The organism is Paraburkholderia sediminicola (assembly GCF_046027355.1).
Lineage (GTDB): Bacteria > Pseudomonadota > Gammaproteobacteria > Burkholderiales > Burkholderiaceae > Paraburkholderia > Paraburkholderia sediminicola_B.
Genome location: NZ_JAQQEK010000004.1, coordinates 387091 through 412488, shown reverse-complemented (window position 1 = coordinate 412488; position 25398 = coordinate 387091). Strand labels below are relative to the sequence as shown.

General features: G+C 62.8%; 20 protein-coding genes. 13 read left to right on the top strand and 7 right to left on the bottom strand.

Annotation, left to right across the window (positions count from 1 at the left end):
* Nucleotides 1–7: 7 nt before the first annotated feature.
* From PQR42_RS10065 to PQR42_RS10030, 8 genes are read left to right on the top strand one after another with little or no spacing between them, the layout of a single operon-like run.
* Nucleotides 8–1060: a microcin C ABC transporter permease YejB gene (locus tag PQR42_RS10065; protein ID WP_091795321.1), complete on the top strand. Its 1053-nt coding sequence runs from the start codon at nt 8–10 to the stop codon at nt 1058–1060.
* Entirely contained in the window at nt 1014–2129 is a 1116-nt protein-coding gene (locus tag PQR42_RS10060; RefSeq protein WP_408392028.1) for an ABC transporter permease, read from the top strand. Before PQR42_RS10065 ends, PQR42_RS10060 begins: the two co-directional genes overlap by 47 nt.
* Nucleotides 2126–3793: an ABC transporter ATP-binding protein gene (locus tag PQR42_RS10055; RefSeq protein ID WP_408392030.1), complete on the top strand. Its 1668-nt coding sequence runs from the start codon at nt 2126–2128 to the stop codon at nt 3791–3793. The genes PQR42_RS10060 and PQR42_RS10055 overlap by 4 nt, the downstream gene beginning before the upstream one ends.
* Nucleotides 3786–5222 (top strand): TldD/PmbA family protein, encoded by a 1437-nt coding sequence (locus tag PQR42_RS10050; protein ID WP_408392032.1) that lies wholly within the window; start codon nt 3786–3788, stop codon nt 5220–5222. The genes PQR42_RS10055 and PQR42_RS10050 overlap by 8 nt, the downstream gene beginning before the upstream one ends.
* Entirely contained in the window at nt 5222–6583 is a 1362-nt protein-coding gene (locus PQR42_RS10045; RefSeq protein ID WP_408392034.1) for a TldD/PmbA family protein, read from the top strand. Before PQR42_RS10050 ends, PQR42_RS10045 begins: the two co-directional genes overlap by 1 nt.
* Nucleotides 6584–6587: 4 nt before the next feature.
* Complete coding sequence (locus PQR42_RS10040; protein WP_408392036.1) at nt 6588–7169, top strand: GNAT family N-acetyltransferase; 582 nt, start codon at nt 6588–6590, stop codon at nt 7167–7169.
* Between the two features lie 4 nt (nt 7170–7173).
* Nucleotides 7174–7722 carry a GNAT family N-acetyltransferase gene (locus tag PQR42_RS10035; RefSeq protein WP_408392038.1) on the top strand — a complete coding sequence of 183 codons (549 nt, stop codon included), beginning with the start codon at nt 7174–7176 and terminating at the stop codon, nt 7720–7722.
* 13 nt (nt 7723–7735) lie between these two features.
* A complete protein-coding gene (locus PQR42_RS10030) occupies nt 7736–10942 on the top strand; it encodes a multidrug efflux RND transporter permease subunit (RefSeq protein WP_408392041.1) in 3207 nt (1068 codons plus the stop codon).
* Nucleotides 10943–10982: 40 nt separating this feature from the next.
* On the opposite strand, the gene PQR42_RS10025 is transcribed toward PQR42_RS10030, so the two are convergent.
* On the bottom strand, nt 10983–11336 hold the full coding sequence (locus tag PQR42_RS10025) for a DUF4148 domain-containing protein (protein WP_408392043.1): 354 nt from the start codon (nt 11334–11336) through the stop codon (nt 10983–10985).
* A 364-nt stretch (nt 11337–11700) separates the two neighbouring features.
* Between PQR42_RS10025 and PQR42_RS10020 the strand changes: the two genes are divergently transcribed.
* The 4 genes from PQR42_RS10020 to PQR42_RS10005 all read left to right on the top strand — a co-directional run bounded on the left by PQR42_RS10020 (nt 11701) and on the right by PQR42_RS10005 (nt 16146).
* A complete protein-coding gene (locus PQR42_RS10020) occupies nt 11701–12378 on the top strand; it encodes a response regulator transcription factor (protein ID WP_201640322.1) in 678 nt (225 codons plus the stop codon).
* 13 nt (nt 12379–12391) lie between these two features.
* The gene (locus tag PQR42_RS10015; protein ID WP_408208022.1) at nt 12392–13789 is read left to right on the top strand and encodes a HAMP domain-containing sensor histidine kinase; all 1398 of its coding nucleotides are present in this window, start codon (nt 12392–12394) and stop codon (nt 13787–13789) included.
* Between the two features lie 35 nt (nt 13790–13824).
* Nucleotides 13825–14523: a response regulator transcription factor gene (locus PQR42_RS10010; RefSeq protein ID WP_408208019.1), complete on the top strand. Its 699-nt coding sequence runs from the start codon at nt 13825–13827 to the stop codon at nt 14521–14523.
* Nucleotides 14524–15048: 525 nt separating this feature from the next.
* Nucleotides 15049–16146, top strand: a complete 1098-nt coding sequence (locus PQR42_RS10005; protein WP_408208128.1) for a porin — start codon at nt 15049–15051, stop codon at nt 16144–16146.
* A gap of 242 nt (nt 16147–16388) precedes the next feature.
* Here the strand turns inward: PQR42_RS10005 and PQR42_RS10000 are convergent, their stop codons facing one another.
* The gene (locus tag PQR42_RS10000) at nt 16389–16643 is read right to left on the bottom strand and encodes a DUF4148 domain-containing protein (protein WP_408208016.1); all 255 of its coding nucleotides are present in this window, start codon (nt 16641–16643) and stop codon (nt 16389–16391) included.
* Between the two features lie 10 nt (nt 16644–16653).
* Nucleotides 16654–16929: a DUF4148 domain-containing protein gene (locus tag PQR42_RS09995; RefSeq protein ID WP_408208013.1), complete on the bottom strand. Its 276-nt coding sequence runs from the start codon at nt 16927–16929 to the stop codon at nt 16654–16656.
* Nucleotides 16930–17255: 326 nt separating this feature from the next.
* Here PQR42_RS09995 and PQR42_RS09990 point away from each other — a divergent pair, with 326 nt between their 5' ends.
* Entirely contained in the window at nt 17256–18434 is a 1179-nt protein-coding gene (locus tag PQR42_RS09990) for a porin (RefSeq protein WP_408392045.1), read from the top strand.
* A gap of 97 nt (nt 18435–18531) precedes the next feature.
* Here PQR42_RS09990 and PQR42_RS09985 read toward each other — a convergent pair whose 3' ends face one another.
* From PQR42_RS09985 to PQR42_RS09970, 4 genes are all read right to left on the bottom strand, one after another.
* Nucleotides 18532–20034: an efflux transporter outer membrane subunit gene (locus PQR42_RS09985; protein ID WP_408385993.1), complete on the bottom strand. Its 1503-nt coding sequence runs from the start codon at nt 20032–20034 to the stop codon at nt 18532–18534.
* Nucleotides 20027–21241: an efflux RND transporter periplasmic adaptor subunit gene (locus tag PQR42_RS09980; RefSeq protein WP_408385995.1), complete on the bottom strand. Its 1215-nt coding sequence runs from the start codon at nt 21239–21241 to the stop codon at nt 20027–20029. Before PQR42_RS09980 ends, PQR42_RS09985 begins: the two co-directional genes overlap by 8 nt.
* Nucleotides 21231–24476 carry an efflux RND transporter permease subunit gene (locus PQR42_RS09975; RefSeq protein ID WP_408385997.1) on the bottom strand — a complete coding sequence of 1082 codons (3246 nt, stop codon included), beginning with the start codon at nt 24474–24476 and terminating at the stop codon, nt 21231–21233. The genes PQR42_RS09980 and PQR42_RS09975 overlap by 11 nt, the downstream gene beginning before the upstream one ends.
* A 246-nt stretch (nt 24477–24722) precedes the next feature.
* Complete coding sequence (locus PQR42_RS09970) at nt 24723–25397, bottom strand: response regulator transcription factor (RefSeq protein ID WP_408207998.1); 675 nt, start codon at nt 25395–25397, stop codon at nt 24723–24725.
* Between the last annotated feature and the right edge of the window lies 1 nt (nt 25398).

Genomic DNA, 25398 nt, shown 5'->3' with positions numbered 1-25398 from the left:
GCACAGCATGCTTGCCTACATTCTCAGACGATTGTTGTTGATGGTGCCGACCCTGCTCGGCGTGGTCACGCTGACCTTTGTCGTCACGCAGTTCGTGCCGGGTGGGCCGGTCGAACAGGTGATGACGCAACTCCGCCACGGCGCTGGCCGTGGCGGAGAGGCGGGGGCGGGCGGCGGCGGTTATCACGGCAGCCAGGGTGTCGACCCGCAGCAGATCGAGCAGATCAAGAAGCAGTTCGGCTTCGACAAGCCGCCGCTCGAACGCTATCTGCTGATGCTCAAGCGCTACGCGACGTTCGACCTCGGCCAGTCCTACTATCAGCACGACAGCGTGTGGGACGTCATCAAATCGAAGCTGCCAGTGTCGATCACGCTCGGCTTATGGACGGTGCTGCTCACATACCTGATATCGGTGCCGTTGGGGATCGCGAAAGCGGTGCGCAACGGCTCGCGATTCGACACCGTCACGAGCGTGCTGGTGCTGGCCGGCTATGCGATTCCCGGTTTCGTGCTCGGCGTGTTGCTGCTGATGCTCTTCGGCGGCGGCACGTTCTGGCAGGTGTTTCCGATGCGCGGCCTCACGTCGGATAACTTCAACGATCTCAGCGCGTTCGGCAAGGTGCTCGACTATCTGTGGCACATCGTGCTACCGGTTACGGCATCGGTGGTGGGCAACTTCGCGATCGTCACGATTCTGACCAAGAACACCTTCCTGGAGGAAATCGGCCGGCAGTATGTGCTGACCGCGCGCGCCAAGGGTGCGCCAGAGCGTGACGTGCTGTGGAAACACGTGCTGCGCAATGCGGCGATTCCGCTGCTCACCGGTTTGCCGGCGGCGTTCGTCGGCGCGTTTCTGAACGGCAATCTGTTGATCGAAACGCTGTTCTCGCTCGACGGCATGGGCCAACTGTCGTACGACTCCGTGATTCGCCGTGACTATCCGGTCGTGCTCGGTTCGCTGTTTCTGTTCACGCTGATTGCCCTCGTAACCAAACTCATTGCTGACGTCTGCTATGTCCTCGTCGACCCCCGCATCCAATTCAACCGCCTGGACCGCTGACGCGGCCGGCGCGGCGCACGCGGCGTCGCCGTCCCCGTGGCGGCGTACGTGGCTGCGCTTCAGGCAGCAGCGTCTGGGCTACTGGAGCCTCGTGATTTTCGTGTCGCTGTTCGCCATCAGCTTGCTCGGCGAGGTGTTGTCCAACGATCGTCCATTGCTCGTCCGTTACGACGGGCACTACTATTTTCCCATCGTGAAGGACTATCCGGAGACGCTGTTTGGCGGCGACTTTCCGGCGCGCGCGAATTACCTCGATCCGTATATCCGTTCGCGGCTCGAATCGAACGGCAACTTCGCGATCTATCCGCCGAATCATTTCCACTACGACACGATCGATTACTTCGCCGCGCATCCTTATCCGGCGCCGCCTACCACGAGCAACTGGCTCGGCACGGATCAGTTCGGGCGCGACGTGCTGGCGCGGCTGCTGTATGGTTTCCGCTTGTCGGTGCTGATGGCGCTGGCGCTCACGGTGTCCGGTGTCGTGGTCGGCGTGCTGACCGGCGCGGTGCAGGGCTTTTACGGCGGACGCACCGATCTGATCGGCCAACGCCTGATCGAAATCTGGAGTTCGATGCCCGACCTGTACCTGCTGATCATCTTCGCGTCGATCTTCGAGCCCACGCTATGGCTGCTCTTCATTCTGCTGTCGATGTTCGGCTGGCTCGTGCTGTCCGATTACGTGCGCGCCGAATTTCTGCGCAACCGTTCGCTCGACTATGTGAAGGCGGCGCGCACGATGGGCCTGACCAACTGGCAGATCATGTGGCGCCATGTTTTGCCGAACAGCCTGACGCCGGTGATTACCTTCCTGCCGTTCCGCATGAGCGCCGCGATTCTCTCGCTGACCAGCCTCGACTTTCTCGGCCTTGGCGTGCCGCCGCCGACACCGAGCCTCGGCGAATTGCTGCAGGAAGGCAAGAATAATCTCGACGCGTGGTGGATCTCGATGTCGGCGTTTGCGGCGCTGGTGATTACGCTTCTGTTGTTGACCTTCATGGGCGACGCATTGCGCAATGCGCTGGACACGCGCTCGCGCGGTTCAGCTTTCGGCGGAGGTCCGCGATGACCAACACTCAGGCGCCGATCGGCCGGCCGTTGCTGGAAATCGACCGTTTCTCCGTGCGTTTCGGCGACAAGGTCGCCGTGCACGAACTCAGCCTGTCCATCGCACGCGGCGAGCGCGTGGCGCTGGTCGGCGAATCGGGTTCGGGCAAGAGCGTCACCGCGTTATCCATTCTGCGGCTCGTCGAGCATGCCGAATTGAGCGGCCGCATGCTGCTCGATGGTGAAGACCTGCTGCAGAAAACCGAGCAACAGATGCGCGGTCTGCGCGGCGCGGACGTCGCGATGGTGTTTCAGGAACCGATGACGGCGCTCAATCCGCTCTTCACGATCGGCAAGCAGATCGCCGAGAGCCTGCGTCTGCACGAAGGTTTGCGGCCCAATGCGGCGCGTGAACGCGGCATCGAGTTGCTCAGGCGCACCGGTATTCCCGAGCCGGAACGACGCATCGACAGCTTTCCGCATCAGTTGTCCGGTGGCCAGCGGCAACGCGCGATGATCGCCATGGCGCTCGCGTGCCGTCCGCGTTTGCTGCTCGCCGACGAGCCCACCACGGCGCTCGACGTCACCGTTCGCCAGCAAATCGTCGACCTGTTGATTTCATTGCAGGAGCAGGAAGCGGCTGAGCGCGGCATGGCCGTGCTGCTGATCACGCACGACCTGAATCTGGTGAAGCGTTTCGCGCAGCGCGTCGCGGTGATGGAAAAGGGCGTGCTGGTCGAAACCAATACAACCGAGGCGCTGTTCGCGAGCCCGCAGCATCCGTACACGCGGCGGCTGCTCGACAGCGATCCGCAACGCGCGGTCGAGCCGGTCGAGGAGGGCGCGCGCCGGCTGCTCGAAGTGCAAGGCTTGGCCGTCGATTACCGCATGTCGGCGAAAGGCTGGCGGTCCATGTTCGGGCGCTCCACGTTCCGCGCGGTCCAAGACGTCGATCTGAGCGTGCGGCGCGGCGAAACGCTCGGCATCGTCGGTGAATCGGGCTCGGGAAAATCGACCTTGGCCGCGACCGTGCTCGGCTTGCAACAACCGGCCGCCGGTCATATTCATATCGACGGCTTGCCGCTTTCCACGCTCAAGACGGCAAGCTCGCGCCGCGCGCTGTATTCGCGCATGCAAGTCGTATTTCAGGACCCGTTCGGCTCGCTGTCGCCACGTATGACGGTGGAGCAGATCATCGGTGAGGGCCTCGCCGTGCATCGTCCGGAAGTGGATGCGAAGGCGCGGCGCGCGCGCGTCGGCAGCCTGCTCGAAGAAGTCGGCATGCCCGCCGACGCAATGCTGCGCTATCCGCATGAGTTCTCCGGCGGTCAGCGTCAGCGTATTGCGATTGCGCGCGCGCTGGCCGTTGAACCGGAATTGATCGTGCTCGACGAACCGACCAGCGCGCTCGATGTCTCGATCCAGAAACAGGTGCTGAATCTGCTGACAAATCTGCAGAAAAAGTACAAGCTAAGCTATTTGTTCATTACGCACGATCTGGCGGTGATGCGAGCCATGGCGCATCGCGTGATCGTGATGAAGTCGGGACGCATCGTCGAGGCGGGCGACACACTCGATGTGTTGCATGCGCCGTCGCATCCTTATACCCAGTCGCTGCTGGCCTCGTCGCTCAACGTGCCGGAGCCGGGCGCCGCCGCGACTCATACGGGACACGCCAATGATTGACGAACGTTGGGCGCAAGCCGCCCAAACGCTGAAGAGCCGCGCGGCGTTCTGGTCGCTGCGCATTGTCGACGAGCAGATCGACGACCACGAGATCCGCAACGACATCGCACAGCCGCTGCGCACGGTGCGCGATCGCGGCGCGATGCTGATCGCGTGGGTGGGCGCCGGCGCGGGTTATGCCGCGACCGCGAATCTCTCGGCGGCCGGTCTGCAGGCGGCGCTCGATATGGCGACCGCGCGGGCTGAAGCGAGCGCGGCCTTGTCGCTGATCGACCATCGCGAAGTCGCACGTCCGGTTGCGAGCGGCCAGTACGTGTCGCCGAATGCGCAACGCGCGTTGCCGAGCCGCGCCGAATGGCTCGAACTTCTCAGCGCGGAATGTGCGGGCGCGAACCTCGACGCAAAGATCGTCGAACGTGTGGCGGCGGTGCAGATCACGTACACCGATCAACTCTACATCACCGGCGACGGCGTGCGGATCGACCAGCAGTTTCGCTTCGTGATGCCGCAATTGAGCGTCGCCGCGCACGCGAACGGCGACACGCAAGTGCGCACGTTGGGCGGTAACTACGGCACGCTCGGACAGGGCGGTATGGAAGTGCTGGCGCGCTTCGGCTTCGAAGGCTCGGGCGCGCGCGTTGCTAACGAAGCGCTGCAACTGCTGGCCGCACCGAATTGCCCATCCGGCAAGCGCGATCTGCTGCTGATGCCCGACCAGATGATGCTGCAGATTCACGAATCGATCGGCCATCCGCTCGAACTGGACCGCATTCTCGGCGACGAGCGCAACTTCGCGGGCTGGAGCTTCGTCAAGCAGGACATGTTCGGTTCGTATCGCTACGGTTCGGAACTGCTGAACGTCACCTTCGATCCGTCGCTGCGCGAAGAAGCAGCAGCCTACGCATTCGACGACGACGGCACCGAAGCGCACAAACAATACCTGATTCGCAACGGCGTGCTGGAGCGTCCGCTCGGCGGCGCGCTTTCGCAACAGCGTGCAGGCATGCCAGGCGTGGCGAACTCTCGCGCGTCGAACTGGAACCGGCCGCCCATCGACCGCATGGCGAATCTGAATATCGAGCCCGGCGAGAGCTCGCTGGAGGAGATGATCGGCAACATCGAACACGGCATTCTGATGCGCACCAACACGTCCTGGTCGATCGACGACCATCGCAACAAATTCCAGTTCGGCTGCGAGTTCGGCCAGTTGATCGAAAACGGCAAGCTCACGCAGGTCGTCAAACAACCGAATTACCGCGGTATTTCGGCGAATTTCTGGCGCAGCCTGAGCGCGGTGGGCAACGCGGCCACGCGCGAAGTGTATGGCACGTCCATGTGCGGCAAGGGTGAACCGGCGCAGATCATTCGCGTCGGCCATGCGTCGCCGGCCTGCGTGTTTAGCGATGTCGACGTATTCGGAGGCGCATGATGAGCCAGTTCATCTCTTCGCACGCCGCTACGTCGGTGGATTGGGAGCGGCATTTCACTTTGCTCGCCGATGCGATAGACCGCTTGCAGCAAGGCGGTGAAACCACGCTCAGTTCGTTTGCCGGCGAGCAGTCCGACTTCATTCGTTTCAATTCCGGCAAGGTGCGGCAGACCGGCAGCGTGTCGCAAGGCAAGCTGACCTTGCGCCTGATCGACGGCGCACGTCAGGCCTATTCCACGCTGACCGTATGCGGCGATCTGCAACAGGATCTCGACGAAGTAAGCGCCGCGCTCGCCACCTTGCGCGAAGGTCTGCGCGATGCGGCGGACGATCCGCATCTGCTGTTCGATACGTCGAAATGGCAGCGCACCACGCAGCGCTCCGGCAAACTGCCGAATCCCGATAGCCTCGCGCGCATCGTCGCGCAATGTGCACAAGGGCTCGACTTCGTGGGCTTTTATGCGGGCGGCACCATTGTGCGCGGCTTCGCCTCGACGAGCGGCAGCCGCGGCTGGTATGAAGTGGACAACTTCAATTTCAGCTGGTCGCTATATGACCCGAGCGGCCGCGCGATCAAAACCGCCTACGCCGGAGATGACTGGAGCGATGCCGTGTTCGCGGGCAAAGTCGAACAGGCCGCGACACGTCTTGCCGTTCTGGCGCGCACGCCGCGCACATTGACGCCGGGACGTTACCGTTCCTATCTGGCGCCCGCCGCGCTTGCGGAGCTGCTCGGCGTCACCGCATGGAGCGGCTTTTCCGCTCGCGCGCAGGCGAGTTCACGCAGCGAGTTGTACAAGCTGCATGTGGGAGAAGTCGTAGTCGACCCGCGCGTGACGATCAGCGAAGATCTGAGTCTCGGCATCACGCCAGGCTTTAATGACGACGGTTACCTGCGTGACAGCGTTCCGTTGATCGAGGCCGGCCGCAGCGCCGAACGCCTGACCAACGCACGCAGCGCGCGTGAGTACGGTTTGACGCCCAACGGTGCGCTCGCTAGCGAGTCGCCAGCCGCCCTCTCGATGCAAGCGGGCGATCTGCTGGAAGAAGACGTGCTCGCAAGGATCGGCACCGGGCTCTACATCGGCAACCTTTGGTACGTGAACTTCTCGGACCGCATGAATTGCCGCCTCACCGGCATGACGCGCTTCGCGACGTTCTGGGTCGAGAACGGAGAAATCGTCGCGCCGCTCGAAGCCATGCGTTTCGACGACAGCCTGTACCGTTTGCTCGGCAGTGAACTCGAACAACTCGGCGCGCAAGCCGAACTTCTGTTGAGCGACTCGACATGGGGCGAGCGCGCCACGGGTGGCATGCAATTGCCGGGCATTCTGGTGAGGTCATTCGAATTGACGTTATGAGCCTATGGATCAACACGAAAAAACAAAATCAAAACCTGGGAGCTTGCCCGAGGGCCTGACGCTGCGCGCATTGCGCGTGGCCGATACGGAACAATTTCACGCAATGCTGCAATTGCCCGCGGCGATGAACGGCAATCCGCAGGTGCCGTTTCGGACCATTGCCAGCACACGGGAGTACCTGGAAAAATTCGAGGCCCCCGGAATCGCGATCGCGGCGATGGTCGGCGACACGCTGGTCGGTGAGGCAAGCCTCAGCCCTTTTAAAGGACGCCGCGCGCATGCCGCATCGCTTGGCATTGGCGTGCACGACGCATGGCAGCGGCGCGGTATCGGTCACGCGTTGATGGCCGAACTGCTCGATCTCGCCGACAACTGGCTCGGTCTGCGCCGCCTCGAGTTGCATGTTTACACCGATAACCACGCGGCACTTGCGCTATACCGCAAGTTCGGCTTCGAGATCGAAGCGCATCAGCGCGGTGCGGTATTGCGTCGCGGCGTGTTGATCGACTGTTACTTCATGGCGCGGCTGCGCGAACCGGCGCCGTGGATGTCGCCGCCATCGGCCGCCCATCTCGCTGCGGAATAAGACCATGAAAGAAACAAGGTTGCCGGACGCCGCCGCACATTACAAATGTATTATGGTGCGCGCACTCGAATCGTCGGACATGGATGCGTTCGCCGAGATCATGAGCTTGCCCGGTGTGCGGCGCGGCACGCTGTCGGTCGGCTATCGCAGTCCTGAGCAGCTCGCGGCGTGGTACGAGCGGCGCCTCAAAGGCGGCGTGAACGTGTGCGCTATTCTCGACGGACGCGTAGTCGGCCATGCCGGGTTGGAGGTCCACCGGTCGAGCCGCGCGCACTGTGCGCACTTAGGCCTGGCGGTGCACGACGCGTATCATGGCCGCGGCGTCGGCTCCGCGCTTCTGCAAGGGTTGACCGACTGCGCGGATGCATCGCTCGGCTTGCGCCGCATCGACCTCACGGTGTTTTCCGACAACGCGCCGGCCATCGCGCTGTATCGCAAGTTCGGCTTTGTCGAAGAAGGCCGCTCGCGCGGGTTCGCCATGCGTGACGGCGTGCTGGCGGACGTGCTGCACATGGCCCGTCTGGTCGATGCACCGCGCCTCCAGACAAACTGAACGGATTCCTTGAGTGCCATTTTTCTTCATCGACCGCCCGGTCTTCGCATGGATCGTCGCGCTCGCCATTGTCGTGGCGGGCGCGCTGGCTATTCCGCAACTGCCGGTGGCGCAGTATCCGCGTCTCGCGCCGCCGCGCATCGTGATATCCGCCATGTATCCGGGGGCGTCGACTGAGGTCGTGGACGCCAACGTCGGCAGCATCATCGAGGAGAGTCTCGATGGCGCCGACAATATGCTGTACTACCAAACGACCAGCGACAACCTGGGCGAACTCGAAATCGACGCGACCTTCGCGCCCGGCACCAATCCGGATCTCGCGCTGGTCGACATCCAGAACCGGCTCAAGCAGGTCGAGCCGCGTTTGCCGCAGCAGGTGGTGCAGCAGGGCATCAGCGTGTTCAAGGCGGCCAATACGTTCCTCATGCTGGTCGCGCTGAGTTCCACCGACGGCACGCGCGACTCCGTGCAATTGAGCGACTATCTGAGCCGCTACGTGTTGCGCGAGCTGAAGCGCGCACCGGGCGTGGGCTCGGCCCAACTCTGGGACGCCGACGAAGCGCTGCGCATCTGGCTTGATCCGATGAAGCTGCGCGAATACGGCCTCGGCGCCGCCGAAGTGAACGCCGCCATCGCTGCACAGAACGCGACCGTCACAGCGGGCACGCTTGGCGACGCACCGTTCGTGCCGGGTCAGCAATTGACGGCCTCGGTGAGCGTGAAAGGCCAGTTGATCTCGCCGGCCGAATTCGGCCAGATCGTGCTGAAGGCGCGGCCGGATGGCTCGGCTGTGCGTCTGCGCGACGTCGCGCGAGTCGAACTCGGGCGTGACAACTACTCGTACTATTCGCGCCTTAACGGGAAGGCTGCGGCGACGGTCGGGATTCAACTCGGGCCGCGTGGCAACGCGCTCGAAACGTCGAACGCGATTCGCGCGCGGCTTGCCGAGTTGGCGAAAGGATTGCCTTCGGGCGTCGCGATCGAAATCCCGTTCGACAATGCGCACTTCGTGCAGATCGCGATTCACGAGGTGCTCGTCACGCTCGCGGAAGCGGTGGTGCTGGTGTTCTTCGTGATGTGGCTGTTCCTGCGCGATCTGCGCTACACGCTGGTGCCGACCGTGGTGATTCCGGTCACGCTGATGGGCGCGTTTCTCGCCATGTACGCGTGCGGTCTGTCGATCAACGTGTTCACGATGTTCGGCCTCGTGCTCGCCATCGGCATTCTTGTCGACGACGCGATCGTGGTGGTGGAGAGCGTGCATCGCGTGATGGAAGAAGAGGGCCTGCCGCCACGCGAGGCCACGCGCAAGGCGATGTCGCAGATCGGCGGCGCGATTGTCGGCGTGACGGCGGTGTTGACGGCGGTGTTCGTGCCGATGGCGTTCTTTCCCGGCGGCGTCGGCGGGATTTACCGGCAATTCGCGGTGGCGATGATCGCGTCGATGCTGGTGTCGTCGTTCATGGCCTTGTCGTTGACGCCCGCATTGTGCGCGAATCTGCTGAAGGCGCACACGCAATCGGTGCGTCAACGCGATGCGCGCCGTGGCATTCTCGGTTTCGCGGCGCGCGCCGCGAGCCGTTTCACATCGGGCTTCGATCGCGCCGCGCGTGGCTATCGCGGCCTGACCGCGCGCATGCTGCGACGCATCGGCCCGATGCTGGCCGTCTATGCAGTGCTGGTCGGTGCGTGCGGCGTGCTCTACTGGCAGATGCCCGGCGGTTTTCTGCCGAGCGAGGACGAAGGCCAGTTGCAGGTGATGGTGCAATTGCCCGCGGGCGCCACCCAGGCACGTACGCTGGCCGTGGTGCAACGCATGGAAGAGATTCTCCATGCCGAGCCCGCCATCGCCAACGTCACGAGTGTGATCGGCTGGAGCTTTTCGGGCAGTGGTCAGAATGTGGCGATGGGGTTTGTCGAACTCAAGGATTGGGGCAAGCGCGATGTCGACGCACTGGCGCTGCGCGACCGGCTCAACGCAAAGTTCGACAAGATTCTGGACGGCAACGTCGAGGCGCAATTGCCGCCTTCGGTGCCGGGGCTCGGACATTCTGACGGTTTCGTGTTCCGCCTCGAGGATCGCGGCGGAGTGGGGCTCGACGCGCTGAAGGCCGCGCGCGAGCAACTGTTCGCACAGGCCAAGGCGAGTCCGGTACTGGCCTCGGTGCGCTCGGAAGATCTGCCTGACGCGCCGCGCGTCGAGCTTATCGTCGACCGCGCGAAGGCGTACGCGCTCGGAGTGTCGTTCGATCGCATCGCCGACGTGCTGGGCAGCACCTTCGGCTCGACTTATATCGACGATTTCCCGGCCGGCGGCCGCATGCGCCGCGTAATGATCGCCGCCGACGCCGCCACGCGCATGACCGAAGACGATCTGCTCGCGCTCGCCGTGCCCAACGCGACGGGTGGCATGGTGCCGCTCTCGGCCATCGCGACGCGTGAGTGGACGATCGGCCCGGTGATGCTGACGCGCTACAACGGTTATCCGTCGCTCGACGTGAGCGGCCACGCGGCGCCCGGCTACAGTTCCGGCGCGGCGATGGCGGAGATGGAGCGGCTTGCCGCTTCGTTGCCGGTCGGCGTGCGCTATGACTGGGTCGATGCGGCACGCGAGGAAACCGCGGCCGCGAAACTCACGCCGCTACTGATAGCTCTCTCGTTGCTGGCGGTCTTCATGGCGCTGGCCGCGCTCTACGAAAGCTGGACGATTCCGCTTGCCGTGCTGATGGTCGTGCCGCTCGGCGTGATCGGCGCGGTCGCCGCGGTGCTGTTGCGCGGCATGCCCAACGACGTGTACTTCAAGGTCGGCATGATCACGGTGATCGGCCTCGCGGCGAAGAACGCGATTCTGATCGTGCAGTTCGCCCGCGATCTGTACCAGCGTGGCCTGCCGTTGACGCGCGCCGTGACCGAAGCCGCGGGCGCGCGCTTTCGGCCGATCGTTATGACCTCGGCGGCGTTCCTGCTCGGCGTCGTGCCGCTCGTGGTGTCGAGCGGCGCGGGCGCCGAAAGCCGCCGCTCGATCGGCACGGGTGTATTCGGCGGGGTGCTGGCCGCCACGTTGTTCGGGCTGGTGTTCGCGCCGGTCGCGTTCCATGCAGTTGCATCGCTCACGCATGGACGACGGCGGCTTGCGGAGCTGCATCGCAAGCGTGAGGAACGACGGGCGCGCCGCGCAGCGGTCGAACGCGGATCATTCGACGAATCGACGACGGCCTGACTGTGCTCCGCCTGCGCCGTGCTCACGCGCGGCGCCGCGTTCAACCGGCCGGCTGATTCGCCGCTTGCATGGGCGCCGCGCCAGTCGGCGTCTGCGCATTGCTTGCCGACACGCGCGGCGCGGCCGGCATGCAGTCAGCGCGATACTCGGTCTGCAGCTTCTTCTCTGCGTGTTGCAGATCGCTCGGGTAGTCGTCGTCATCGGCGGTCGGTTGGTAGCCGACCGCTTCGAGTTCGCCGAGTTCGCGCATCAACTGCTTGTGCGTCACTTCGCCTTTCAACTGTGTGAACGGATAATCGTTGCATTGCTGCGGCGTGAGATGCGGCGCGGCCATGGCGGATACGCTGCCAATCAGAAGAAGGGCGCTGAGCAGGGTTTTCGTTGCAAGCTTCATGTTCATATCATCCACGAGAGGGTTCGAGTCGTCCCGCGAAACGGGCTGCGGGTTGACATCAGGCTAGTGGAGGACGCCTACCGGAGCGGCGTCGGCAACATGAAACTTGTTTTATCCTGGCGTGGTTTGCCCGGCTTTCATGGCTTTGCGGCGAACTTAAATTTTTCTTCATGAAGCGGATATCGCTGCGCTAACAGCCCCCGCGTAGCCTGCACGCAGGCACTCGGCGAAGCGCCGACATCCGTCGAACCGCACGCCCGTGCTCTGAACGCGCAAGCCGAATATGGCATCATGTCCTTCTACTGATAACCGGTCGCGACCGCCGCTTGCATCGGTAGAGCGGGCTGCGGCGCATGCAATGATCATGTCGCGAGTACTGACGATCGAAGATGATGAAATTACCGCGAATGAAATTGTCGGTGAACTGAAAAGCCGCGGCTTCACCGTGGACTGGGTGGCCAACGGCCGCGACGGCATGGCGCGCGCGATCAGCGAAGACTACGACGTGATCACGCTAGACCGCATGCTGCCCGGCGTGGACGGCCTCACGATACTGACCACCATGCGCAGCATCGGCATCCAGACGCCGGTGCTGATGCTGAGTGCGCTCGGCGACGTGGACGAGCGGGTGCGCGGCCTGCGCGCCGGCGGCGACGATTATCTGACCAAGCCGTTTGATCCCGAGGAGATGACCGCGCGCCTCGAGGTGCTGCTGCGCCGCAGTCAGACGCCGACCGCGCAACTCGAAACGCACTTGCGCGTCGGCCCGCTCGAACTCGATCTGATTTCACGCAAGGTGCAGCGCGACGGCGAGGAAATCGTTCTGCTGCCCACCGAGTACCGCGTGCTCGAATTCATGATGCGCCACGCGGGGCAGACCATCACACGCACCATGCTGTTCGAGGCCGTATGGGGTTATCACTTCGACCCCGGCACCAATCTGATCGACGTGCACATGGGGCGCCTGCGCAAGAAAATCGACCCGCCCGGCGTGACGCCGATGATTCAGACCGTGCGGGGTTCGGGTTACATCCTTGCATGAGCGGCACATTTTGATGGACACAACCTTCCCCGCTCAATCCGCGCTCGGGCGGCGCTGGCATTCCACCACCTTTCGCCTGCTCTCTGTCTACGCCGTCATCTTTTCGTTTTCCGTGATGCTGCTGCTGGGATTCATCGGCTGGGCCGTGACAGGCGACATGGAGCGCGAGACCGATGTGGTGATGGACTGGCAGCTGATTTACTTCGATTCGCTGCCCGATTCGGGCCTCGCGGACGCGATTCACCGGCGCATCGAACATGAGCGCATGCACACCAATTACTACGGCCTGTTCGCCGCCGACGGCCGACTGCTGGCCGGCGACGTGCTCGCGTATCCGGCCGCGCTGCCCACCAATCGCACCGGCAGGACGCTCGATCTGACGCTCGCGCTCGGGCGCAACGATCAGGCGCCGGTGGTACGCGCCATGGCCGAGCGGCGCAAGGACGGCTCGACGCTCGTGATCGCGCGCGATCTCACGCACATTCTGCGGATTCGCGAGACCATCATCAATGCGCTGGTGGGCGGCGGTGTTTTCTGTCTGCTGGCCGGCGTGGCCGGCGGTCTCGCGCTGAGCGTGCGGCAGATGCGTCGGCTGAAAGCGATCCGGCGCGTCACGCAGCGCATCGCACAGGGCGATCTCGCGCAGCGTCTGCCGATCGGCGGACGCGACGAAGTGGATATGCTCGCGCATCTAGTGAACCATATGCTCGCCGAGGTCGAGCGTCTGATGAACGAAGTGAAGGGCGCTTGCGATGGTATCGCGCATGATTTGCGTACGCCGCTTGCGCATGTGCGGACCTTGCTTGCACACGCGGCCGAGCGCACCGAAACGCTTGACGATGGCGAACTGGCGAAACTGGTGGAGCGCGCGCGCACTGAGACGGATGCGCTGCTCGATCGCTTTCGCGCCATGCTTCGGATCTCCGAGATCGGTACGTTGCAGCGGCGCGGCGGCTTCGGTGAAATGCAGCTGGAGACGCTGATCGAAGAAGTCGGCGAACTTTACGAGCCGCTCGCTGAGAGCCGTTCGATTCGGCTTTCTGTTCATGCGCAGCCGGTGGATGCGATCTATGGCGATCGCGCGTTGCTCTTTGAAGCGTTGAGCAATCTGGTGGATAACGCGATCAAGTTCACGCCTGAGGGCGGCGTGGTGCGTATGGAGTTGCGTCAGACGGCTGCCGGGCCGCAGGTGGATATTGTCGATAACGGGCCGGGCATTGCGGCGGATGAGCGCGATGCGGTTTTGCAGCGGTTTTATCGTGGGGAGAGTACGCGGCATCTGGCCGGGTCCGGGTTGGGGTTGAGCATTGTCTCCGCAGTGATGCGGGTGCACGACTTCACGATGAAGATCGGTAATGCGCAGCCGGGCACTCGGATATCTATCGAATGCTGGTCGAGGACGCTTGCATGAGCTTGCGATCTTTTCTCGTTCTTGCTGGGGAGTGAATGCGCGTTCTTTTCGTGGGTCCTTCTCATCCGGAAGCGGCTTGGCTTTTCAAGGCGCTTCAGGAGAGCGCGCATAGTCTGCAGCGGGCTGATGATCTGCGGGATGGGGTTTTTCTCGCGGCTCAGGAACCGTTTGATGCGATCGTTTTGATGGTGTTGGAGGTGGGGTTTTATTCCGCCTTGCTGGAGTTTGTTGTCGAGTTCGCTGCGGGTGGGAGTGGGGCGGCGATTGTGGCTGTGTTGGGGGCGGCTACTGCTCAGGATCGCACCAAAGTTCTGCGCGCCGGCGCGGATGCTTGCTTCTGTCAGCCTTATTCGTTTATTGAAATGCATGAGCGGATGCAGGCTTTGCAGCGTATTGGAGCCGGGCGCGGGGCTCCTGGCGGTTCTTCTTCTGTTTTTTCTTCGGTTGATGCGCCTTCTCTCGATGCCGCTACTCGGGAGCTTGTTTTTGGTGGGCGGAGGGTTGGGGTCACCCGTAGAGAGTTTCTTCTGCTCGAGTGTTTGATCAAGCAAGTTAATGCGCCTGTGGCTAGGGATCACCTTATTCGGTATGCCTGGCCAGAGAAGGAGGATGTCGATCCTTCTAGTGTCAATCTCGTTGTTTCTCGGTTGAGGAGGAAACTTTTGGGTGATTTGCCTCAGGTTCGGATTGAGACGGTTAGTCGGTTTGGGTATCAGGTTTCGGTTGGGGCTTAGTTTGGTTTCGGGGCTTTTTCAATTCGTAGTGGTCTATTAGCGTTGCCCCTGTGCGGGGCGGCACTTACTTTCTTTGCCGCCGCAAAGAAAGTAAGCAAAGAAAGCGGCTTTGCACCGCTAGCCTATAAGCGGGGCCCTCGCGCAGTCACGGTAGTGGTGCATCTGGAATCTGTGTTCTCGCACATTCCGCCCTGGTGACAAGGCTGTCATTCTTCCGGCGGCGCTGCGCGCGCCGTCGCGGCATCTCTCCAAAACCAATTGGTTTGCTGCGTCCTTGTTGGCTGACGCGTGCGTTGCTTTGCTTCCACTTTTCCCGTTCTTCCCTCGTTTCTACGACCCGCTCGTGCACGCCGGGTCAATGATCTGGTCATGAAAATCCAACGCATTTGTTGAAAGTCTCTCTTGCAGGGGCGGTGTTTTCTGATCTCGATATATTCGTCTCGTGGCTGCATCCATTGCAATGCGGCCGCTGTTATCAGGCATCCTCAATTAAATGGAAGGTGATTCATGAATCAGAAGATGAAGCTGGCGCGTCTGGTTGGGGCACTCGTTTGCGTCGGCGTCGCGTCGTCGGCGCACGCGCAAAGCAGTGTCACGCTCTATGGGCTCCTCGATACCGGCATCGATTTCGCCAGCAACGTCAACGGCAGCCATCTCTATCAAATGGCCAGCGGTGTGAGCGCCGGCAGCCGTTGGGGACTCAGAGGTAAAGAAGATCTCGGTGGTGGACTGTCCGCTATCTTTGATCTCGAGAGCGGTTTCAATTCGACTAACGGTAGTCTCGGCAGCGGGCTCGCGTTCTCGCGTAACGCCTATGTCGGTCTCGCCAGTCAGACGGCCGGTACCGTCACCCTCGGGCGGCAGTGGGATCCGCTCGTCGATCTCATCGAACCGTTCTCGCTCAACGATAGCTACGGCGGCTGGTATTTCTCCCATCCCAACGACATGGATAACCTCGATAACGGCTTCGCAATCAGCAATGCCGTGAAGTACACGAGTCCCACCATCGGCGGATTTACCGGCGAAGCGCTTTATTCTTTCGGCGGTCAAGCAGGGCAGTTCTCGAATAACGCGGCTTATAGCGCGGCAGCGTCGTATACGAACGGGCCGTTCTCCGCTGGTGCGGGCTATTTGCGCGTCAACGATCCTGAGGAGTCGATCCAGAGCTATCAGAATGGTTCGGGCTTTACCAATGCCGTGTACGGCAACTATCTCGCCAATGCGCGCAGTCAAGGCATCTTTGCCGCCGGCGCTTCGTATCAACTCGGCAAGTTCAAGGTCATGGGCAACTTTACCAACGTCAATTTCCAGCAGGGCGACGCGGGTCAGGACGTCAAATTCCAGAACTATGAAATCGCCGGCACGTTCGCCGCAACCAGTCAGCTCAATCTCGCAGCAGGCTACACCTACACGGATGGCCGGGATCACGCGACCAATCAGGAGCCGAAGTATCAGCAGCTCAATCTGAGCGCGGAATACGAGTTGTCGAAACGTACCGCCGTGTATGCACTCGCCGCGTTGCAGAAAGCAAGCGGTGGCGCAGTCGCGCAGATCGCCGGCTTCGATCCGTCGTCCAACGGCAAGCAGGTGGTCGGCCGGGTCGGCGTGCGGCACTCGTTCTAAAACTGAAGCAGTCAGTCAAGGAGCGCGCTATCCGCAAGGGTAGCGCGCTCTTCTTTTTAGGAGCCAAAGTAGATGTTGCAGTAACTGGGGGGGCCGACGCAGTTGTCGGCAGTGCTCGAAGGTGTCGTCGCGCAGCCAGATAACAGCAGGCCTGCTGCGACAGCGGCCGCAGCGAAGCGGACGGAGCGTTTGATCGCGGTGCGAAGTGTCATCGATATCGTCAGAGGAAGAGGGCAGTGCAATTAACGGTAGAGCTGATTCAGATAGCTCATCTGACCGTCACCCTCGGCTTTGATCAGTTCGCGGTAGACCTGAGCACGCGTCTTGCCGTGAGCGTTCGTGGCGTTCGGCGAACTCCATTTGCCGGCGGATGACAGTGTCGTGGATCGGCTGAGCGTGCCGTCCACCGGCGGCGCGGCGACAGCCGAAGTGGCTGCGGCCGCGAGGGCGGTGGCGAACAGCAGCGCGAGAGCGGCGCGTGGTCGGAGATCGAGCATTGCAGGTGTCTCAGTGTGCGTAAATCGTTGAATTCAGATACGCGAGCTGGCCGTCCTTCTCTGCGTGCACCAGTTCACGATAGACCTGAGCGCGCGTCTTTTCGCCAGTGGCCTGGCCATACGGCGGAACCCACGAGCCGGCGGCATTGACGGCAGCCGTGCTATTCGCGGCAACCTGCATCGACGGTGCGGCGCTCTGTTGGGTCGGCGTCGTGGTCGATTGAGCGAAGGCGGAAGCCGTCGCGGTAGCACCGATGAAAGCGATGGCGAGCATCAGAGATTTCATGTTCGTAATCCTCACAAATCAGATTGAATGGGGCCGATGCGCGAATCTCAAAGCATTCGTGGATCGGTTGATGAGAAGGATAGTCAACCGGCTTTAGCGGATCGGCGGCGTGTGCATGAAAAGATATTTATCCGTTCGAGCGTCGATGAACCGGTGAATCAGACACTCACCGGACGCATGTCATGAAGATAAAAAACGTTTCATGAAACGGCCGGTTTTGATCACGGGTGTGTCACCGCGTCTATCTACATTGCGGCTACCCGCACGGTGTGCGGGATCGGTCCGACAATGCGCGGACCGGCGCCTTCTCTTACCCGGAATCAAACATGAACAAAGCATTGGCAACCACACTCGTCGCGCTGGCTGGCACCTTCTGCGCCGCAGCACACGCGCAAAGCAGCGTGACGCTCTACGGCACGCTCGATACGGGCCTCGACTACATCAGCAATCAGAAGACGGCCAGCGGCGGCAAAAGCAACTGGATGATGGAAAGCGGCAACGTGAGCACGGACCGCTGGGGCCTGCGCGGCAACGAAGATCTGGGCGGCGGATTGAGCGCGGTCTTCGATCTCGAGAACGGCTTCAATATCGACAGCGGCAAGTTCTCCAACGGCGGGGACGAGTTCGGACGGCAAGCGTGGGTGGGTGTCGCGAGCAAGCAGTGGGGCACCGTGACGTTGGGCCGGCAATACGACTTTCTGGTGGATTTCGTGGCGCCGCTGTCGGCGACCGGTTCGGGCTTCGGCGGCAATATCGCCGATCACCCGTTCGACAACGACAACCTCAACAACGACCTGCGCATGAACAACGCGCTGAAATTCCGCAGTGCAACCTACGACGGCTTCACGGTCGGCGGCGCCTACGCGTTCAGCAATGCGGCGGGCGGCTTCAGCAACAACAACGCCTATAGCCTCGGCGCGCAGTGGACGGGCGGTCCGTTCAATCTGGCCGTCGCGTATCTGCAGGTCAACCAGCCGGGCGGTGTCAACCAGCCCACCAATACGGGTGGTGCGGTGAGCAGCAGCGACGGCGATGCGGCCTTCACTGGCGCGCGTCAACGCGTCCTCGACGCGGCGGGGCGTTATACGTTCGGCGCGGCGACGGTCGGCCTCGTCTTTACGCGTACGATGCTCGACGATCCGCATCAGATCACGCAAGGGGGCGCCTATTCCACGCTCAACGGCGATCTGCTGACCTTCAACAATTACGAGTTGAACGCGCGTTACGCGCTAACCCCGGCGTTCACACTCGGCGGTTCTTATACATTTACCGACGGACATTACAGCGACGCGGGCAAGAGCGTCTCGCCGAAATGGAATCAGTTCATGCTGCAAGCGGATTACGCTTTGTCGCGCCGCACGGATCTGTATCTGGAGGGCGTTTATCAGCACGTGTCGGGCGCGGACGGCATCGCGGTGCTTGGTAATGCCTCGATCTATTCGCTGGCGGCATCCTCGAGCGACCGGCAGGCGGTGGTGGCCGTCGGCATGCGGCACAGGTTCTGAGCGAAGCGAGCGAACTATCCGCTCGACGAAAGCGCCAGCGCAAACGCAAAAGTCGCCGGTGATGAGCCGGCGACTTCTTCACGTACCGTGGGACACGTCAACCCGCGGCGTCGGCAACGCGTGCTTTAACGGCGAGCGCTTGTGCTTGCGTTTGTGCCTGCGCCGCCTGAACGTCAGGCGCGCTCCCGGCGCCGTCGGCCGACCAGCCACCGCCCAACGCCTGGATCAGACCCACGGAAGCCAGCAGACGCCGCGTATTGAGGTTCAACGCGGCGATCTGTGTATCGAGCTCGGTGGTCTGCGCCGTCACCACGTCCAGATAGCTGACCACGCCATCGCGGTAGCGCGACATCGACAGCGTCAACGTGCGTTGCGCAGCAATGAGCGCTTCGTTCTGTTTCGTGGCCTCGTCGCCGAAATGATGCAGTTGCGCGAGGTTGTCCTCGACCTGCTGGAAGGCAAGCAGCACAGCGGCCTTGTACTTGGCGCCATTCTCCGCGAGTTTGGCGCGGGCCTGATCGGTCATCGCGGCGCGGCGGCCGCCGTCGAACAGTGTGAACACGAGGCTCGGCCCGACCGACCAGATTTCGTTCGGCGCCATCAGCCACGGCGAGAGCGTGTCGCTTTGATAACCGCCGTCGAGGCCGAGCGAAATGTCCGGAAAGAACGCCGCCTTGGCGACGCCGATCTGCGCGTTCGCCTCGGCAACGCGCCGTTCGACCGCGGCGATATCGGGCCGCCGTTGCAGCAGCGCCGCCGGCACGCCGGTCGGAATGGACGGCACGTAGGCCGATTCGGTCGCGGCGGCCAGCGTGAAGTTCGACGCGGGCGCGCCGGTCAGGCTGGCGATCGCGTGTTCGTAGAGCGCGCGCTGTGCGGCGATGTCGTCAGCGGAAGCGCGCGCGGTGTCGAGTTGCGTCTGCGCGCGCGACACGTCGAGATCGGACGCGATGCCACCGGCGTGACGGCTCAGCGTGAGCGTGAGGGCGCGCTGATAGGTGTCGATCGTATCGTTGAGCAGTTGCTGCTGCGCATCGAGGCCGCGCAGGTTGAAATAGGCGCTCGCGAGATTGGCCTGCAAACTCAGGCGCACGGATTCGAGGTCGGCCTCGCTGGCCTGCATCGCGGCGCGGCCGGCGGCCACTTCATTGCGGATCTTGCCCCACAGGTCGAGGTCGTAGGCGATGCCGACGTCGACGGTATTGGCGCCGTACACGGCAGGCTGTCCCGCGCCACGCAGCGGCCGGTTGTCCGACTGCCGCTGGCGTTCGACCGACGCTTCGGCGCCGATCGTCGGAAACAGGCCCGAACGCGCCTGCGAGAGATAGGCCGTGGCTTCGTCGTAGCGCGCAATGGCCGCGGCGACGTCGGGGTTGGCGGCCGCCACCTGCTCTTCGAGGTGGTCGAGCACGGGGTCGCGATACACGCTCCACCACGCATCGCGTGGCACGCGGTCAGCGGGTCGGGCGAGCTGCCACGGGCCGCTTTCCTTGAACGTGGTGGGGATGCTGGCGGGCGGCGCGTGATAAGTCGGCGCGAACGAGCAGCCGTTCAGCAACGCCGCGGCCGCCAACGCGATGCAAAGACGGCGTTTATCCATGAGTACGCTCCGCCGCGCGCCGGCCGGCTAGCGCGGTGTCGTCGGTGCCGCTTGCGCCTGTCTGCAGGCGCACTTCATCGCCGGATGCGAGCGAGTCGGGCGGGTTGTCGATCACGCGATCCGTGGCGTTCAAACCCGAGGCGATCTCGACGTGCGTGCCAAGATCGGTTGCGATCGATACGGGCTTGAGCTCCGCGCGATTGTCCTTGCCGACCACGGCGACTTGCAAACCGTTCTGCCGGAAGATCAGCGAGCTCGCCGGAATCGACAGTGCGTGCGCATTGGTCGGCAACGCGAAATGGACCTCGGTGTACTCGCCGGGGATCAGCAAACCGTCGTGATTGTCGACCGCGAGTTGGACTAGCAGGGTGCCCGAAGAAGGCGTGATGGCGTCGTCGGTGTCGACGAGTTTCGCGTTGAACTTCACGCCGGGCCGTTCGGGCACGGTGAGCGTGGCGCTCATGCCGGGCTGGATCGCGGCGGCTTCGTCCTGCGGCACGCTCACATAGACGCGCAACTGATGCGCGTCGGACACGGAGAACAATTCGGGCCCATTGCCGCCGCCCGCATTGATGAGCGCGCCGATGTCGGTGGTGCGGGCGGTGACGATGCCGTCGAACGGTGCGGTAATGCGCTTGAACGATTCGAGCGCTTCGAGGCGCCGCACGTTGGCCTCGTTGGCGGCGACGGTGGCTTGTTTGGCGACGAGATCGCTGGTCTTTTCATCGGCGTCCTGCTGCGAGACGGAGTCCTGCTGCAGCATCTGCGTCCAGCGGCGCGCGGTGGACGCTGCGAGTTTTTCGTTGGCCACCGAGTTCTGCAAATCGGCGCGCGCCTGCTGCAATTGCTGATCGAGGTCGGGCGTGTCGATCTCGCCGAGCAACTGGCCGGCTTTGACATGCGTGCCGATATCCGCGTACCACGCATGCAGATAACCCGACACGCGCGCATAGATCGGCGCATTGACGAAGGCGGACAGACGGCCGGGCAACACCAGTGCCTGCGCGTCGAGGTCGTGCTTCGGCGTGTAGGCCACCACGGTCGGCACGGCTTGCTGCGCGGACCAGGTGGTCAGTTCCTGTTTCGCATGCACGCGGCTGGCAATGCCGCTCGCCACGATGCCCGCTGCCGCCAGCAGCGCGACGATGCCGATGAGCTTCAGATGACGCAGCCGTTTCGGCGAATTGATCTCGATCTCAGTGGACATGATGGACTCCGGGTTCGGAAGAAGAGTGGTCGTGCGAAGGGCGATGAGCGGCGGCGTCGCGCCGATGCACGATGCTGAACACGACGGGGACGAACAGCAGCGTGGCGAAAGTCGCGCAAAGCAGGCCGCCGATCACGGCGCGGCCGAGCGGCGCGTTCTGCTCGCCGCCGTCGCCGAGACCGAGCGCCATCGGCGCCATGCCGATGATCATCGCGAGCGCGGTCATCAACACCGGGCGAAAGCGCGTGAAGCCTGCTTCCATTGCGGCTACCAGCGCGTTGCCGGTGACGGCCAGCCGTTCGCGCGCGAAACTCACCACCAGAATGCTGTTGGCGGTCGCCACGCCCATGCAGAGAATCGCGCCGGTCAACGCGGGCACCGAGAGCGGCGTGTGCGTGGTGAACAGCATCCACACGATGCCGGCCAACGCCGCGGGCAATGCGGTGACGATCACGAACGCGTCGCTCCATGAGTGGAAGTTCACGACGATCAGCAAATAGATCAGCGCAATCGCGCCGACCAGACCGAGCGACAAACCGAGGAACGCGCCATTCATCGTCTGCACCTGGCCGCGCAGCGTCACGATGGAACCCTTGGGCACATCTTTCCCGGTCGCGTGCACGATGTTCTGGATCTTCGCCGCCACCGCGCCGAGATCCTGGCCTTGGGTCGTCGCGAACACGTCGTAGAGCGGTTCGATGTTGTAATGCGAGACCACCGCATTGCCCACGCCGCGCGTAATTGTCGCAATGCCGCCGAGAATCTGTGCCTGGCCGCTCTTGCCGGTCACCGGCAGGTTGTTCAGATTCGACAGGGACGTCATGCGGTATTGCGGCGTCTGCGCGACGATCGGATACGACACGCCGTTCTTCGGATTGAGCCAGTACGTCGGCGACACCTGGCTCGTGCCGGACAGACTCGCCACCACGGAGTTGGTGACATCCTGTTCGGTGATGCCGAGTTGATCAGCGCGCGAGCGATCCACGGAAACGGTGAACTGCGGATAGGTCGACGCCTGTTGCATGCGGGTATCGGCAATGCCCGGGATCATGCGCATACGGCGCATGACTTCATTCGCGTACCGGTGATTGGCGGCCTGATTCGGGCCGGCGACTTGCAGATCGATTGGCGCGGGCGCGCCGAAGTTCAGAATCTGGCTGACGATATCGGCCGGCAGGAAGGCGAAAGTCGTGCCCGGAAACTGGCGCGGCAGGGTTTGACGCAATGTGCGCACGAAGTCCGCGGTGGGCCGGTGATTTTCGTTCAGCGAGATCAGGATGTCGCCGTCTTGCGGGCCAACCGTGCCGCTATTGTTATACGTAAGGTTGATCCCGCTATTCGGCAAACCGATGTTGTCGATGATGCTGCGCAACTGGCCCGGCGGAATTGCGCGGCGCACCGCATTTTCGATCAGATCGAATTGCGCGGCCGTGTCTTCGATTCGTGTGCCGATCGGCGCGCGCACGTGGATCGCGATTTCACCGGAATCGATATCGGGGAAGAAATTGCGGCCGAGCCACGGCGCGAGCAGGAACGACGTCCCCACCACGATCAGAAAGCCCGTCACGAAGCGTTTGCGATGCGTGAGCGCGAGACCGAGCACGATCCGGTACACGCCGCGCACGCGTTCGAAGCGCTGCTCGAAGCCGCGTTGGAAGCGCACTAGCGGATTGCGCGAAGGCGCCGCGTGGGAGTGGCCGCCATGCGGGTCCAGTGTCGCGGCCAGTTCGCCGGACGCGTGGCCGCCCGATGCATGGGCGCGCAGCAGGTATTGCGCCATCATCGGCACGAAAGTGCGCGAGAGGATGAACGAGGCGATCATCGCGAAGATGACGGCCTCGGCCATCGGCACGAACAGGAAGCGCGCAATGCCGTCGAGCAGCAGCATGGGCACGAACACGATGCAAATGCACAGCAACGACACGAACGCGGGCGCGACGATCTGCGCGGCGCCATCGAGAATCGCGCTCTTTACGTCCTTGCCTTGTTCCAGATGCCAGTTGATGTTCTCGATGGTCACGGTGGCATCGTCGACCAGAATACCCACCGCCAAGGCAAGGCCGCCGAGCGTCATCACGTTGAGCGTTTCGCCCATTGCCGCGAGCCCGGCGATGGCGGCCAGCACGGCGAGCGGAATCGACGCGGCGATGATCAGCGTGGAGCGCCAGCTGCCGAGGAACAGCAGGATCATCAGCGAAGTGAGTGCGGCGGCGATCACGCCCTCGCGCGCCACGCCGCTGACGGCGCCTTTCACGAAAGTCGACTGATCGCCCATCGTGACGAGCTTGAGCCCCGGCGGCAAGGTCGCCTCGATACGCGGCAGTTGCGCCTTCACGCCGGAGATGATGTCGAGCGTGGAGGCTGAGCCGTTCTTCAGGATGCTCATCAGCACCGCGCGGTGCCCGTCCACGCGCACCACGTTGCCTTGCGGCGGATAGCCGTCGCGTACGTGCGCCACATCGCGGATATAGATCGTGGCGCCATCCACGGTTTTGATCGGCAGCGCGTTCAGTTCGTCGAGCGCGAGCGGACTGTTGTTCAGCTTGATGTTGTATTCGAAGCGGCCGATCTTCTCGGTACCCGCCGGAATGATCTGGTTTTGCTGCGCGAGCGCCGTGGCGACATCGTTCGCCGAGAGCTTTTTCGCCTGCAAGGCCTGCGGGTCGAGATCGATCTGCACTTCACGCGTCTTGCCGCCGTACGGCGTCGGAATCGCGACGCCCGGCACGCTCAGCAATTGCGGACGAATGAAGTTGGTCGCGTAGTCGGCGAGCTTCTGTTCGTCGAGCGTATTGCTGGTTAGCGCCAGTTGCAGCACCGGCACCGTGGACGCGTTGTAGTTCAGAATCTGCGGCGGCGTGGTGCCGGGTGGCATTTGCTTGAGCACCGTCTGCGAAACCGAAGTCACCTGCGCGGTCGCGGTGCGGATATCCACGGTCGGCTGGAAGAAGATCTTCACGATGCCGTAGCCGCGAAACGATTGCGACTCGATATGCGCGACGTCGTTGACGGTGGTGCCGAGCGTGCGCTCGTAGTACGTGACGATGCGCCCGGACATGTCGTCCGGTTGCAGGCCGGCGTAATTCCACACCACGCTGATCACGGGAATGCGGATGTCGGGGAAGATGTCCGTCGGCGTGCGCAATGCGGCAAGCGGGCCGATCAACAGGATCAGCATTGCGAGCACGATAAACGTGTAGGGCCGGGTCAAAGCTAACCGGACTATTTTTAACATCGAAGGCTGCTCCGTTCAGAGGCGCGATTGAATCTGCGCGGGCGTGTGGCAATGGGGACTCGCGTCAATGGCGCGGCCCGGTAAAGGCATTCTGGGGAGCGGGTCCTAACAGGCGCGGACAAAACAAATGAAACTAGTTTTAGGAAGCGGCGTGTGATGTGCGATTGCGTCGATAGGCGTGCTGAAGCGACGTTGGTGCTGCATGCAGCGCCAACGCTCGTTCTTCAGAATTGCGAAGTGCCTGGGTCAACCGAACAGATAGCCCGAGCCGCGAATCGTGCGGATCAACGGACGCTCGCCGGGCATCTCGACTTTCTTGCGCAAACGCCCCACGTGCACGTCGATCAGATTCGTACCCGGGTCGAAGCGGCAACCCCACACGGCTTCGAAAATCATCGTGCGCGTGAGCACCTGGCCGGTGTGGCGCATCATGAATTCGAGCACACGGAATTCGGTGGGTTGCAGATCGAGTTCGCGCTGACGGTGCGTGACTTTACGGCGCACCAGATCCAGTTCGAGTGCGCCGTTGCGCAGCATCGTTTCAGCTTTCGCGTGACGTGGACGCCGCCGCAATAGCACCTCGACGCGCGCGAACATTTCCTCGGGCGAGAAGGGCTTGGTCAGATAATCGTCGCCGCCGGCACGCAGGCCCTGAATGCGCTGGTCGACATCGGACATCGCGCTCATGACCAGCACGGGCGTTTCCATGCCGACGCCGCGCATGGTCGCGACGATCGTCAAACCGTCGAGATCGGGCAGCATGCGGTCGAGCGTGACGACGTCGTAATCGCCCGCCATCACTTTCGCCATGCCTTCGCGGCCGGTGCGCGCCACATCGACGGAAAAGCCGCTCGCACTGAGCGTGCGAACAATGTCGTGAGCGATCAGTTCGTCATCTTCAATCGTCAATATCCTGGGCATG